The following is a 14,586-nucleotide window of genomic DNA, read 5'->3' as shown; positions in this document are numbered from 1 at the left end:
ACTCACCCCCCTATCCCTATCCATAGCAATAACAGCAGAGATACGGCCAATGCCAACACGGCAACAAGGAGATAACGTTCCAATCGCCCCCGCTGCCATCCAACAGCACACCGTCCTAAGCCCATCGACGCCCTACTGACAAAATGGACGGCACCATGGATAACAAACTGATCAAAACACAACAGCCCCCGTGCCAGCCCCCGGACTGGACCCACTACGACCACACGGTACACCGCATCCCATGGATCCCTATCCTCCCACCACCAGGACTGTTTTTTTCCCAAAATGCGCACAAAGCACACCGCCAAGCCCAAACCTAGCACCACCATAGCAGGAGTCCACCAGCTAGGAGGATAAGCAAAGGGTAGACGGGAATTGGGGCGAGCCTCCAACCAATGAAACAAACCCCCCTTGTAGGCGATAAGCACGCCCTGAACCAACCCCACCACTCCGGTTAATGCTACAATGGACCACCCCATGGAATTGCCCGGAAGGTTTACCTTCCCCCCAGAGGATATGGTGGAGGCCGACACACGGCGAACCTGTAGCCCCAAACGAAATACATATCCAAAGGTAAACGCATAGGCGCCCAGGAGGAGATAAAAAGAAAGGGAAGCACCCTGGGAAAAAGCAGCAGCCAAAATATCCTTTTTCAGGGAAGGAAAATCACACATAGCCAGAACACCTACCACCCAAGTAAACAGCATACCCGTACTCATTGTCCAGGCCCCTTTCAACCGCTGCGAAGAAAGGAGCACCCCCACGATTAGGAAGAGAAGTGCCTTAAAGGAGGCATGTGCACATAACAACAAAAAAGCATAGCCAGGCATCTGTAGCCCCATAGCGGCAAACATGAAACCCAAATGACTTGCGGTAGAATAAGCCAACAAACGCTTGAGATCCGTTTGCAGGCAGGCCATAAAGGATGCGTAAATGGCTGTAACCGCGCCCGCCCAGAGCAATACCATATTGGCCATATCCCCGGAGGAGAAAAGGAAGGAAAATTGGTCCACAAGATAAACACCAGCTACCACCATGGTCGCCGCATGGAGGAACGCACTCACAGGGGTAGGCCCTACCATCGCATCGGGGAGCCAAGTATGTAGGGGCATCTGACCCGCCTTTGCCAACGCGGCGACGGCAACCAGGAGGGCGACAAGGGTAACAGACGAACCCGCCAAAGCACCACCATCCACCAATTGCGCTAACACATCAATCTCCCAAGTTTTCCAATACCACCATGTCAACCCCAATGCTGCCAAGAGACCCATATCACCCAACCTGGTCATTAAGAAAGCCTTGATGGCAGCCCGTCTGGCCTTTTGTTCCTCTTGCCAGAATCCAATGAGCAGAAAGGAAGCAACACCAAGAGCCTCCCAACCCATAACCAACTGTAAGAAATTGGAGGATACAACAAAACTCTGCATAGACGCTGTGAAAAACCCCAGCAAAGCAAAAAAACCGACAAAACGAGAACCCACACCCGACTTATTTTTCATATAGCTCCAAGCATACCCATGAACAAATACACTAATCCAGGCCACAACGAGCAACAACCACAGCGTTGTTGGGCGGATCAAAAAACCCAAGTCCACGGAATGGTGACCTATCTGGAACCAAGGCATCTTAGCCTTCCAAACGGACAATGAGGGTCCATATTGCCAAGCCAACCACGTCACCAAAACAGCCGAACCGACGGCAGAAAAAACACCCGCCCCCGCAGCCACCCCTCTCGCCAACTTCGCCCCCATCAATAAAAACAAGAGAGGAACCAAAAGTGGCAACGCCACAATAGTACCTACCATTGGTGCACTCAAGTAGTACCTCCCCCCCCTCCACTGTCTTGCTTCTCTTCCGCCCATACCGGACCTAAACCACCCTGCAAGCGCACTGGCTTCCTACTCGCCAAGGCACGAAAAGATCTTATATCCGTCGTCCCTGTATGACGATAAAGGGCCAACAGGATAGCCAGACCAACCGCGGCTCCTGCCGCGGCCACCCCCATGGAGAACAAAGAAAACACATGACCCTGCGCGCCTGCAATGGGACCGCGTTGCGCAAACGCAATAAAATTGATATTAACCGAGTTGAGCATCAATTCAAGAGAAAAGAGAACCACAACAGCATTTTTCTTTACCAACACACCGTACAAACCCACCACAAACAACAGGGAAGACAAAAACAACAAGGACCCCAACATCAGGCTATCCCTCCTTCGGACGGGTCAAAGCCACGGCCCCAACAACAGCCACCAACAATAAAATGGACAGGGCTTCCAGAGGCAGGGAATAGTCACGAAAAATAAGTGTACCTATAGACATAAGGGACGCCTCTCGACCCGCACCAGGGAGCTCCCCGCTGTTACCACGCTCGATCAATAAGATCATGACAAGAAACAACAACACATGCGAATAGAAAAAGGATCGGGGATGGGGGACAAAGTCACCATCCTCTTCCACCTCGTGACGGGTCAACATGATACCGAATAACATCAGTACCGACACCGCACCCGCATAGATCAACAGTTGGGCTACCGCCACGAACATAGCATTGAGGAAAAAGTACAACGCAGCGATTCCGACCATGGTACTCGCAATGGCCAACACAACATGAACGACGCGTTTGAGCTGAATGGCAAACAGAGCGCCAGCGAGAATCCAAATAGCCAGCAGAAAAAAAACGATAGTGGAGCCTATATCATTTCCTGTATCCAAGCCCAAACCCACCCCCTCATCAACATTGTTCAAGGAGAAGGATCCTTATCCACCTCCTCCCCCCCTTTCGTCGCCGCAGCTACACGCGCCTTCCGTGCTGCAATTTGTTTTGCCATCGCAGCAGCAGCGGGAGAAGGAACGGGCAAATTCTGCTTTCGAATCTGCGTATTGTTATCATCTAGCCACTCCAAATCCTTGAATAACTCATCCCGTCCGTAAACGGCTAATTCGTAGTTGTGGGTCATAACCACTGCCTCTGTAGGGCAAACCTCCGTACACAGATCGCAGAGGATACAGGTCTCGAATTGGATATCATACGTTTCTATAACCTTACCCTTGCGCTCCGGATCCGTACTCTTCCTTCCCGTTAGTGTGATGCAATCGGTGGGACAAACCAATGCACACTGATTGCAAACGATACATTTTTCTGGATCAAAGTGCTGAATACCTCGGAAACGATCAGGCATGGGAATAGGTGCATCGGGATAGCGGTGTGTCACCTTAGGTCGAACGAGATTACGCAAGGTAACCGCCATTCCCTTTGCTAATCCTAACATGCGAGCCCCCCTCCCCGGAAAACGAATGTTTCATTGCCCTGCCCCATAAAACGACCGCAAAACAGGAATCTCTTTAGCAACAGCTACCCAAAGTAAATTGAGCAGGGCAAGGGGTACGAGTACCTTCCATGCTAACGGCAATAGGGAATCTACACGCAAACGTGGCCAGGTAGCCCGTACCCAAAAAATCACAAACAGGATGGACGACATCTTCAAACCAAACCAAAGGGCAGGCGGCAAGATACCCACACCAAACGGAGAATCCCAACCGCCAAGATAAAGAACCGTCGCTAAGGCAGCCATAGAAAAAACGTAAACATACTCCGTAAGCATGAAAAGGGCAAAACGGAAACCGCTGTATTCTACATGATAACCAGCCACCAACTCCGATTCCGCCTCCGGAAAATCAAAAGGGGTCCGATGCAACTCAGCTAACAAGGAAACACAAAACACAGCAAACCCAACAACCTGCGGTAGTAGAAACCAGACATAGGACTGGGCTCTAACAATCTCATCCAACTGCAAACTACCCGCACCCAGTGCCACACCAGCGAGTGCCAACAACAAGGGGACTTCATAGCTAATCATCTGGGCAGCCGCACGCATGGCACCGATAAGCGCGTATTTGTTATTGGAGGACCATCCAGCCACAATGATCGCTAGGGTGGTAATGCTAGACCACGCCACACCGTACAACAACCCAGCGGACAGATTGACATTCATACCCTGCGGCATAAAGGGGACAACCACAAGCCCCGCAAAGGATGGCAGAAAAGCCAGAATGGGCGCCCAGCGAAAAAGCCTTGGATCCACCTGGGCAGGCCGTATATCTTCTTTGCAGAAAAGTTTACCCACATCCGCCATCGTTTGCAACATCCCCCAGGGACCCACACGATTGGGTCCATGCCGCAGCTGGATCCATCCAATCACTTTTCTCTCTGCCAACACGGCCAACATAACGAACAGCAATACAACCGCAAGAAGAATACCGGCATACAACAAATCACCAATCATCCATCCACCTCCCCAAGTACGATATCAATACTACCCAGGATCGCTACAAGATTGGACAGGTTTTCCCCCTGCAGGAGATAAGGGAGAATTTGGAGATTGTAAAATGAGGGTCGACGAAACTTGAGACGCCAGGGTTTGTCACGTCCACGACTAATGATATAACATCCCAATTCGCCACGCGGAGACTCAATCCCTGTATAAACCTCTCCCTCGGGTGCCCTCAAAATGCGGGGCACCTTGGCCATGAAAGCGCCCGAAGAGGGACATTGCCCCGTCAACTGCTCCAAAATGTGAAGGGACTGATCAATCTCCCCCATCCTGCACAAGTATTTGTCATAGAGATCCCCATTTTTCCCTATGGGAACGGTAAAATCCAATCCTCCATACAACGAATAAGGGCGCGTTTTCCGAAGATCCCAGTCCACCCCCGTAACGCGGAGATTGGCACCCGAAAGCCCATAGGCAATAGCTGTCCCCTGATCATACTTACCTACACCCTGTGTACGCTGACGGAAAATGGAATTTCCTGTGATGAGCTGATGATACTCCCCCATCCGCTTCTGCATTCTCCCGATCCAATCACTCAATTTCTCTACCCAACCGGGGGGGGCATCCCATTTGACCCCCCCAACACGCATGTAGTTATAAGTGAGGCGTGCCCCGCACAACTCATTGAACATATCAAGGATTTCTTCACGGTCCTTGAACGCATAGAGAAATGGGCTCATGGCACCTATGTCCAGAAGATACGTCCCCATCCAAACAAGATGACTTGCAATACGGTTCATTTCCATAACCATAACGCGTAGGTACTGAGCCCGCTCAGGGATATCCAAACCCAATAGGGTCTCCACAGAATGAACGAGAGAAAAATTATTCGTCATTGCCGATAGATAATCCATGCGATCTGTATAAGGAATGATTTGTGTATAATTCAGATCTTCGGCCAACTTCTCCGTGCCACGATGCAAATAACCCAACACAGGGTCAACCTTGACAATTTGTTCGCCATCAATCGTAACCCGCAACCGCAAAACACCATGGGTACTGGGATGCTGAGGCCCAACGTTGAGCAACATTTCCTCCGTACGCACCCCTTCTACACCCCCTCATCAAACGGCTCGTAATCCTTACGTAAAGGGTGTCCTACCCAACCATCAGGAAGCATAATACGTCGCAGGTCAGGATGGCCCTCAAAATGAATACCCAACAAGTCATACATTTCCCTCTCGTTCCAATTCGCCGCCTCCCAATCTGTAGCCAAGCTAGGAATACTCGGCTCCCCTCTCAAAAGGGAGGCCTTGAGACAAATATCATAGGGTTGGATGAGGGAAGCAAGTTGGAGAATGACATCAAAGTGCGCCCCTTGATCGGCTGCTGCATAATTACGCATGTAGGAAAAAGAATACTCATGATTCTGGCGAAAAAACAACGCCACCTCCCGCCAGGCCAATGGAACAATGGAAAGTACTGGCAGGGAAATATGCGGCAACACGATCACCTCCGGGGCAACCATATCCCCCATAGCCCGGTTGACCGCATCACGCCAACTCTCTGCCCTCTCCTGCCACTCAGGGTCTATCGGCGGGGGATCAGGCTGAGCACGAGCCGAACCCCGCGAGGTAGGACGAGCCCTATTGGGGACATCCTTGGACTTCGCCTCGGTTCCTATCACACCCTCCGGTGCTATCTTAGGATCTGCCTTAACCTTAACCTTGGAATCAGAATCATTCCCCTCCGATTCCGGGGGATCGTCCACTTTCTTGTCCTCCTCCGATCCCCCTCCACGTCGAGTCGTAGCCTCCATCTCTGATTCCAAGGTAGGAGATCCCTCCGACGACGACGCGTCAGAACCATCCCCATGTCTCCGCGACTGGGTTCCAGAATCCTTTTCCTCGTTCAACCCTCAATCACCCGCTTTCCCATACGGGCCTCCTCACGAATTTTGCATTGTAATTTATAAATCCCATAAAGCAACGCGGCTGGATTCGGCGGGCACCCTGGTATATAAACGTCCACGGGAACGACCTGATCGACCCCCTTGACGACAGAATAAGAGGCACAATAGGGACCCCCCGCTGTCGCACACGAACCCATGGCGATCACCCATTTGGGATCTGCCATTTGTTCATACAGACGATGCAAAACCGGCGCCATTTTTTTGGTTACAGTACCCGCTACAATCATCAAATCAGATTGACGTGGTGAGGCCCGAAAGAGAACACCAAATCGATCCAGATCATAGTGGGAACCACCCGTAGCCATCATTTCAATTGCACAGCAGGCTAGTCCGAAACTGAGCGGCCATAGAGAATTGCTCCGTGTCCAAGCCTTGATCTGATCTACCTTCGTCAGAAGAAGATTACGGGAATCCTCCGCATCCCCGAAGGGAGACAAAACGCCTAGGTCCGCTCCCATCGTAACACCTTCTTTTGCCAGGCGTAGATAAGACCCAGGGCGAGGAAACCAAGGAAAATCAACATTTTGATGAGTGCACCCCAACCCTCCACGGATCGGAGGTGATTGTAAACAACAGCCCAGGGAAAAAGAAAAATCGCCTCCGCATCAAAGACGAGAAAGAGTAAAGCCGCGGGCCAATAGGCAGCATGGAAACGGATATTCCCCACACCCTCTGGGATTACCCCACTCTCGTAGGGGAGTTCCTTGATTGCATTGGGACTGTTGGGACGTATCCAACGTGCCAACAGAGAGGAAAAAAGGGGAAGAACCAGGGGAACCAACAGAAAAAAAAGCAAGGGCATGAAGGATCCAGACACCAAGTATACCCCCTTCTTCCAGGCCGGGAAAATTCTGAAAAACAACCATATTACCTAGAAATATGCGAAAATGACAAACAATCCACAGGAAAAACTCACTTCAGATAATATTCATTCCCAAGAGAAATACTCACTATTCGCACCGAAATCCCACCATTTGGAAAAAAACATCGGGAGTGGGACGCTACTCCAAAAAAGAAAGGACATTCATTACCCACATGGGACTGGAAACAACGCACCCCCACCACCAGCATAACGACATCAGGCAATAATGTCTAGCATTGGGAATGAATTCGAATGAACACCAAGGACATGTAAAATACCCCCGATTCATAAAATTCAGGATGGATTCAGCGGGGGAATGTAATCTCTCCATCACCTAGGAACCCCCCACATCAACAGGGCGTAAATCCAAGGGGCCCATCCCCCCCATGCCTAGGTACGTAACCATGTCGAGTAGGGCTGGCATTTCAGCCACCCCCCGCACAAGAACATGTACTATTCTCCCCATTATGCAGCCCTCAGGATCCATGGGATCAGGATTCACCCAATGAAACGTCAAGGCGCACACAACTTTCTGTACTTGGAACAGATAGTAGGATATCCAGATCTTCTCCATCTTCTCTTGGATCTTTTATATTTGTGTTTCGATCATTCCTCTGTTGTCTAATGGATAGGGTAAGGGCTTTTATCACCCTAGACAGTTGAAAAGCGCCCTAGTGGTTGGATCCCCCCTACCCACAATGGATTGGGTCACTCAGCTCCCCAGTCCATTCCCTTCGTGTCCATCGATGGATCCCCATCACCTTCGGACGTTTCGCCCTCTCATTCCTGGCTTTTCGACTGATTGGATGGATGGAAGCCCAGGAATACTGTACCCGCCCGGGTTACAGTCGTTCGGGGTTTGAATGGATCCCCCAGGCATGGGTCTAACCGTCCTTTCGATAGGACGGAAGAACCTGAAGAGACGATGTTTCCGAGCAGCACCCATGAGATGAAACATGAAAAGAAGGTTCTAGGTACGGTTCTAGTCTGTTCTTGAGGACGATCTGAACAACTCGACCCGCTACGGCAGGAATTCTAAGCGGTTCCTTGCTATCATCAGACTCCGGGATATCCACTCCCGCCGGACTTCGGGTGGGAAGTAGAAACCTGCACCCATTTGGGTTCCCAGTGACGTATCGATTGTTCTTTCGATGGCTTCCCAATTCCTCCATCTTCAGCCCATCCATCCCTAGCCAGCCCTCTACTCTTCTTTATGGACCTAGCGCCATGCTAGCAGTACTTTTGTTTGTTGTATATGGTGCCTAACGGAGTTTCTCATCTGATGTCGCCTGACCCACGACGGAGTCTCCTCTTTACCGTCCCCACCCCCGTATCGGACACGACCCTTCAGCTCCCCTTCACTCCATCTTCATTACAAAGATTTCATTAAGCTACTATGGGCTGATCCAACTTTGTAAACGGGAGGCCCAGTTGCCTTTGGCTTTTGACTACGCCTGGCCGTTGCCAGGCGCGCGCCGTGCGAAGACCTCCCAAGTTCCGTATCAACGCCTGGATTAGGCTTCTTCCGTCTTTCACCAGCATACCCGCCCGAATCGTACATAGGTCGTCTTCCGCGACTTCTCCCGACGTTCCCGAACACACCCCGGCTTGGACACGAACTACTCTTTCCAATACGTCCTCGTCGAACGATTTACCTTTCGTCGAGCTCCCTGACCCCCACCGAACGAGGATATATGGCTCCGCCTTTTCCTAGAACCGCCCATGGTTTCCACACCAGCAGCATTCAGAAGGCGGGAAGCCCGCTACCTATCAGCAAGCTTCGAAGGAACGATTACAACCTCCGCCGCCCATACAAAGCACTGGGCACACTTTTTGAAAAAATGAAACAATTAGTTTCAGAAATTCATAAATGTTTTAATTATTAATTTTTTAAGAAGAAAAACAATACATATAAATACTCCAGAAAACTTCAGTAATTCAGTACTTTAGGGTTGAAAATTACCATATCCGAAAAACTACGCGCAAAAATGATATTCCTTAATTTAAATTTTTCTATATATTAAATTCTATCGTATATGGATACGGTTCTTGATAACATATGATGTATGGGGGAGAGCAAGCCCCCCCTCAACAGTTTAGGAGTCTCAAAGTGGTACAGAACTCAATGGAAACCATTGATCCATGTGTTGATAATAAAATTCATTATTTTCTGGAAATCCTAATCTTTCTAATATGCTACGAATGTCTTCCTCATCCATACTCGGATTAATGATGTATCCCCCCTCCCCCCTATCAGCTGCAAGTTCAAAAGAATGGGACCCAAACTCTACTGCCTTGTCGATCCGTTCCGATGGACTGAGATTTTTCCATTCTGGTTTCCTATAAAGAATGAATTTTTCTAAACGATCAATTACATACTCTTCATTTTTATATAGCCACCTGGCCTCCCTCAGCTGATCCTCACTCATATGATTTTCCTTCAATAACTTCTCTACTCTCTCAACATTCTCATCCATTCGGTTTTCGTATGAATTGCCATTGTAAACGTTTAGACTAGTACCTTCATCTCTCCCCTCCGCATACGAATGAACATTAAATGTTGCTGAAAAAAAAGGAGTAAGCGACAACACAGTAGCAAAGATCATTTTTGCATTCTTTCTCACTTTCAGATCCTCTCCTCACTCACTTGTTAGATAATTGCAGGCAGGATTCCCTATTGGGAGTAATTGTGGTTCTATAACCATCCCAAGCCAAAGAGGGGTAATAAGTTACTTCCTAAGATCCTATCCATCGGAAACTACCTGCCGCATCCCATGTAGTACAACTTTCACAACTGTAATGCTGTGGATTGACTAGTAAAAATTTAGATGGATTCTCGATCCTCTCCCAACTACCCACCGCATCCCATATGGTACAACTTCTGCAACTGTAATGCTATAGGATGGATAGTAAAAATTTGGGGATCGTGTGTTCAATGGGCCGTACGAGTGATAAAGGTTGTAATGAGCCCCCGCCCAAGATTCGGTCTTGGAATATCCTTGAGGGCTTTTGCCTAGTTCTAGATTCCAAAGATGGATTGGATGAAGGCCTATTTTTTCCTAACACATGCCAAGTTCCCTCACGTTGAATAGGGATGGCATCTTAGCCAACCCCCTTACAAAACTACACGTACTACTCTCGCATTATGTGGCTCTTATGGCCTCATAGGATTTTGCCCATTCAGAACCCCGGTCTGGTGTCACGTTCTTCCTACCTTCCTCTGCTGTGTTCTATCCGGATTTCGATCCAATGTTGCCTGGTCCAACTTTCGATCATCTCCTTATCTCAGTATGAGCTGATCTGACTTCGTGCACGGAACCCCGGTTTGTCCTCGGTCTTTCCATCTGGCGACAGCCAAATGCCGTACGACGATCTCCTAAATTCCGATCAAGAGCCTACATCGGGTTTATCCCGCCTGTACACCGCATGCCACCGGAGCAGAAGATAGGTCGTCCCCCACGGTTGATCCCGACGTTTGCACCCCACCCCGGTTTTGACATGGACTACGATTTTCAATGCGTCTTCGAACGGTTCGCTTTCGCTGATCTCCCCGACTCCCACCTGACGGGGTCATGCCCCCTCCTCTTCCTAGATCGCTCACAACCGGGGTGTTTCCACACCAGCAACATTAGGTAGTTGGAAGCCTACTACCTACCAGCCGTCTCCTAGGGGCCCATTACAAACCCTCATCACTTACACAGCTTACACTTGCAAAGAAATTCCCCCCCTATCTCCTCTATTCCGCATGCGATAGTACTACACATCCCTTGACTCCCCTGCCAAAGTTTGCTACCGTGTCGACACGCGTATGGAAAATAGGTGGTAGAAAATAATTGCAAAGGGGATAATTACATGAAGAAATTAAACAAAAAGAGGTGTTTCCTAGCCCACCATAAACCCCTACCGCTGTGGGGTTATCTTACTGTGGGCCTTCTCCTATCTGGTTTCTCCCCTCAAATGATAAAGGCAGAACAAGAAGCGGGGACCGGAGGAGGAGACATTTCGTTGGAAACGTCAGGAAAATATCTCCCCAATCTAGCAACAAAGGAATCCACGGGAATGGGGAAGAGAGAAACCGTGGAAAACCACCCCCCCATGGATCGCGAACCAGCGGAAAAAATGGGGAAAACAGTGGAAAATTCCAACAAACCCCTACCCACCACGACGAAACGGAAAACACCCGGGGGTAAATCCGAGGGAAACCGAGGATCCACTGAAACAGCAGAAGATCCATCCACTATGGATAGGAAAACAGTGGAAAACCAACCCCCCATGGATCCCAAACCAGCGGAAAAAATGGGGAAAACGGGGGAAAATTCCAACAAACCCCTACCCACCACGACGGAACGGAAAACACCCGGGGGTAAATCCGAGGGAAACCGAGGATCCACTGAAACAGCAGAAGATCCGTCCACTATAGATAGGGAAACAGTGGAAAACCAACCCCCCATGGATCCCAAACCAGCGGAAAAAATAGGGAAAACAGGGGAAAATTCCAACAAACCCCTACCCACCACGACGGAACGGAAAACACCCGGGGGTAAATCCGAGGGAAACCGAGGATCCACTGAAACAGCAGGAGATCCGTCCACTATAGATAGGGAAACAGTGGAAAACCAACCCCCCATGGATCCCAAACCAGCGGAAAAAATGGGGAAAACGGGAGAAGATTCCAACAAACCCCTACCCACCACGATGGAACAGGAAACGCCCGGGGAAAGGTCCGAGGGAAACCGAGGATCTACTGAAACAGTAGAAGATCCATCTACCATAGATAGGAAAAAAGAGAAAAAAACAGAACAGGTGAACTCGAATTCCAATGGACAACAATCCGTCCCCACAATGGTAGAGACATCGGGGGGTGAGTCAGGGAGGGATGAGCAATCTGTGGAAAAACCATCCCCTGCATCAGAAACAACTGTTTTACATGGAACTATACCATGGGTAATCCAAAAGGCCGAACAATCCACGGTAGCAATCGCAGTGAATCGTGTTCCAGGCGTTCGCCCATTTCCCTTTCCCAAAAATCTCATCCAGGAGGAAAGGGAAATGATCTATGGTTCGGGTGTGGTTATCAAGGAGGAAAATGGTGAAACTTGGATCCTTACCAATCACCATGTGGTAGAAAACGGCCAAGGGGATATTGATATATTAACCGCCAAGGGGGAAGAAGAAAATCTCCCCTCAATACAAGCCAAATTTGTAGGCTCCGACCCTGGAACGGATCTATCCGTTGTGAAGATAAGGTCCCACGACCTTCAAGGAGTGCGGCCGGCTACGTTCGCCAGCTCCGATTCGGTACGCAAGGGGGAGACGGTGGTAGCCAGCGGTAGCCCCATGGGAATTGGTCAATCTCATTCCGCAGGGATCGTAACCCGCTATTCCAAAAAAGGATCAGATTTCCCCATGAGTTCCGTCTCTGCCATCACACCGGGATTATCAGGATGGGAATTACCATGTTTTAGCATTGGCAGTTGTATTCAAACCGATGCACATATAGAAAAAGGCAACAGCGGTGGACCATTATTCAACATGAGGGCAGAGGTAGTAGGGATCAATGAGAGCAGCATGGGAAGGGGAACGGGATTCGCCATACCCTCCAATCTGGCAAAGCGGGTTGCGGAGCAACTGATAAAGCATGGTCGGTTCCGCAGGGGCAACTTGGGTGCTCTGGGGGCAACGATCACCCCGGAACTAAGATCCAGTTTCAACGTTCCCGATGAAATTAGACAGGGTATGGTGATTACTGCTATTGAACCTGGAGGGGTAGCGGATCGGAGTGGATTCCACGAAGGTGACATCTTTACCCATATTAAAATAGATAATAATAAAATTAGAATCAATAACTTACAAAGCTACAATACACTCATGAACCAATATGGAGAACCGGGCAAACCACTTACCATTGAATACTATCCGCAAGGGAATAGAACGGAGGTAGAAAAGGAAGTCCTTCTGGAAGATATTCCTGGGACGATGGATCAAGACAAGGATTCAACTGAGGAGATCCATAATCCGGCCCAATTCTTGTACCAACTTAGTCATCAGAATAATACGTATCAGAATCATCCATTGGCACAGGAAAAAATACGTGGGGATTTATTCGACTCTCTTATCGAATTCATGGATGGGAGGGAAAAGTACGGGGATCATAAAAACAACCAAATGGATCACAGTGAATTATTATTAGATAATATATTTGCTTATAAAATTAAGGAAATGATGATGTATTCAGGGGATCTACCCTCCGCTATAGGGATGCACAGTATGATAGACACAAAACAAATAGCAAGAGATGATTTGGTAAGGAACAGGGAAAGTATAGTAAAAAACCACTACGTTATCTTTGGATTACCCACAAAAAAAAGATCGGGTAAAGTTCCCAAACTAGAAGTATTAGGGCCCCACTCTACCAAGAACGATCTATACAATGCATTAGGAAACATGGCAAGCAAAACAATGAGGTCGGGTGATCACAAACTTGTCTATCACTACAAGGGGAAGGAAAAAGAAATAAAGTTGCCACCAGGCGATCTAGAAAGAATAGCCCAAACCTTCGAGAAAAAGGGTGTGCGCGGATTGGAAAAAATAGTACCTATATGGACTGAACCGCACAATATGCCCCCTTATGATATTTATAAGGAATCATTATCGAAAAGAATAAGATGGATGAGATCCCAGCCAGATGATGTGCCGCATAGGGACAAACCAGACCATCTTTTTCTCCAGCTCCCCGATATGGATTCATGGGTAAAGAACCATGACAGTGTGGGTATAGATCATCTTCATATGGCCATCGAGCGATTTGTGGACAAGAGGGACGACATGGGAAAACCAATAACCAATCAGGAATCAAACGATTTGTTGGAATTTCAAAAAGCGGCATACACGATGTGGAATCATGAACAATCCGGGAGAAACCCAACAAACACGGATGAGGATGGGGATGAGGATCGTGATAGAGAACAAGCATATCAAGAGGCATACCAAAGGTATAAGAAGCTAATCGGATCGTTCATAGAAAAGGGGTGGTTGTTGAAGGGGAAGCAAGAATCACAACCGTCCAGTGAACCCAATAGTTCAACTGAAACCCTCACAGAATCCCCCTAGCAGGAATCCCCCGATTCCATGGAAAAGCACCACTGTAACGATTTTCGTACCCTTTGTGAATATAAATAACAATAAACTTATAAATATCTATAAATGGTCTATGAACCATCGTTACGATGGTTCATAGAAAAGGCATGGACAAAAGAATTTTTGGAGACCACAAACCGCCCTCTCTTGGACCTTACAGCACAAAGTGGGGTATGGACCTAAATTTTTGACTCGTTGTCGGCCTCAGCCCCATATCCTCCTGAATAGAACGGTTGGTTCAAAACTTTTTCCAAAAATACTACATTTGTGTAATTTTTGATTCATAGGAGTTCCCACAGATAACCCGGATCCGGTTCATGATCAAAATCCTGAATCATTATA

At 48.6% G+C, this 14,586-nt stretch carries 13 protein-coding genes and 2 pseudogenes; 1 reads left to right on the top strand and 14 read right to left on the bottom strand.

All coding sequences use genetic code 11. The annotated features are described in order from the left end of the window. Window positions 1–2: 2 nt before the first annotated feature. The 14 genes and pseudogenes from PPRES148_RS02060 to PPRES148_RS10525 form a co-directional block, all read right to left on the bottom strand. Window positions 3–1,817 carry an NADH-quinone oxidoreductase subunit 5 family protein gene (locus PPRES148_RS02060; RefSeq protein WP_187820392.1) on the bottom strand — a complete coding sequence of 605 codons (1,815 nt, stop codon included), beginning with the start codon at window positions 1,815–1,817 and terminating at the stop codon, window positions 3–5. An 89-nt stretch (window positions 1,818–1,906) separates the two neighbouring features. Next, window positions 1,907–2,203: pseudogene (gene nuoK, locus PPRES148_RS02055) on the bottom strand (NADH-quinone oxidoreductase subunit NuoK); the annotation flags it as partial. 1 nt (window position 2,204) lies between these two features. Continuing rightward, entirely contained in the window at window positions 2,205–2,714 is a 510-nt protein-coding gene (locus tag PPRES148_RS02050; RefSeq protein ID WP_223127915.1) for an NADH-quinone oxidoreductase subunit J family protein, read from the bottom strand. Window positions 2,715–2,860: 146 nt separating this feature from the next. Next, window positions 2,861–3,271: pseudogene (gene nuoI / locus PPRES148_RS02045) on the bottom strand (NADH-quinone oxidoreductase subunit NuoI); the annotation flags it as partial. 30 nt (window positions 3,272–3,301) lie between these two features. Further along, on the bottom strand, window positions 3,302–4,285 hold the full coding sequence (gene nuoH / locus PPRES148_RS02040) for an NADH-quinone oxidoreductase subunit NuoH (RefSeq protein ID WP_149453004.1): 984 nt from the start codon (window positions 4,283–4,285) through the stop codon (window positions 3,302–3,304). After that, entirely contained in the window at window positions 4,282–5,364 is a 1,083-nt protein-coding gene (locus tag PPRES148_RS02035; RefSeq protein ID WP_149454190.1) for an NADH-quinone oxidoreductase subunit D, read from the bottom strand. Before PPRES148_RS02035 ends, nuoH begins: the two co-directional genes overlap by 4 nt. Window positions 5,365–5,384: 20 nt before the next feature. Next, window positions 5,385–6,188 carry an NADH-quinone oxidoreductase subunit C gene (locus tag PPRES148_RS02030; protein WP_149453003.1) on the bottom strand — a complete coding sequence of 268 codons (804 nt, stop codon included), beginning with the start codon at window positions 6,186–6,188 and terminating at the stop codon, window positions 5,385–5,387. After that, a complete protein-coding gene (locus PPRES148_RS02025; RefSeq protein ID WP_149453002.1) occupies window positions 6,185–6,703 on the bottom strand; it encodes a NuoB/complex I 20 kDa subunit family protein in 519 nt (172 codons plus the stop codon). The genes PPRES148_RS02030 and PPRES148_RS02025 overlap by 4 nt, the downstream gene beginning before the upstream one ends. After that, a complete protein-coding gene (locus PPRES148_RS02020; RefSeq protein WP_425468234.1) occupies window positions 6,688–7,062 on the bottom strand; it encodes an NADH-quinone oxidoreductase subunit A in 375 nt (124 codons plus the stop codon). Before PPRES148_RS02020 ends, PPRES148_RS02025 begins: the two co-directional genes overlap by 16 nt. Before the next feature lie 379 nt (window positions 7,063–7,441). Next, window positions 7,442–7,681, bottom strand: a complete 240-nt coding sequence (locus tag PPRES148_RS02015; RefSeq protein ID WP_149453001.1) for a hypothetical protein — start codon at window positions 7,679–7,681, stop codon at window positions 7,442–7,444. Between the two features lie 310 nt (window positions 7,682–7,991). Continuing rightward, window positions 7,992–8,294: a hypothetical protein gene (locus tag PPRES148_RS02010; RefSeq protein WP_149453000.1), complete on the bottom strand. Its 303-nt coding sequence runs from the start codon at window positions 8,292–8,294 to the stop codon at window positions 7,992–7,994. A gap of 199 nt (window positions 8,295–8,493) precedes the next feature. Next, window positions 8,494–8,739 carry a hypothetical protein gene (locus PPRES148_RS02005; protein WP_149452999.1) on the bottom strand — a complete coding sequence of 82 codons (246 nt, stop codon included), beginning with the start codon at window positions 8,737–8,739 and terminating at the stop codon, window positions 8,494–8,496. A gap of 473 nt (window positions 8,740–9,212) precedes the next feature. After that, complete coding sequence (locus PPRES148_RS02000) at window positions 9,213–9,731, bottom strand: hypothetical protein (protein WP_149452998.1); 519 nt, start codon at window positions 9,729–9,731, stop codon at window positions 9,213–9,215. Between the two features lie 763 nt (window positions 9,732–10,494). Beyond that, entirely contained in the window at window positions 10,495–10,668 is a 174-nt protein-coding gene (locus PPRES148_RS10525) for a hypothetical protein (RefSeq protein WP_187820391.1), read from the bottom strand. Between the two features lie 291 nt (window positions 10,669–10,959). On the opposite strand from PPRES148_RS10525, the gene PPRES148_RS01995 reads away from it, so the two are divergent. Continuing rightward, entirely contained in the window at window positions 10,960–14,217 is a 3,258-nt protein-coding gene (locus PPRES148_RS01995) for a trypsin-like peptidase domain-containing protein (protein ID WP_149452997.1), read from the top strand. The last annotated feature ends 369 nt before the right edge of the window (window positions 14,218–14,586 follow it).

The organism is Pasteuria penetrans (assembly GCF_900538055.1).
Taxonomy (GTDB): domain Bacteria; phylum Bacillota; class Bacilli; order Thermoactinomycetales; family Thermoactinomycetaceae; genus Pasteuria; species Pasteuria penetrans.
The sequence above is the reverse complement of the archived record's forward strand: the minus strand, read 5'-3'. Positions and strand labels throughout refer to the sequence as shown.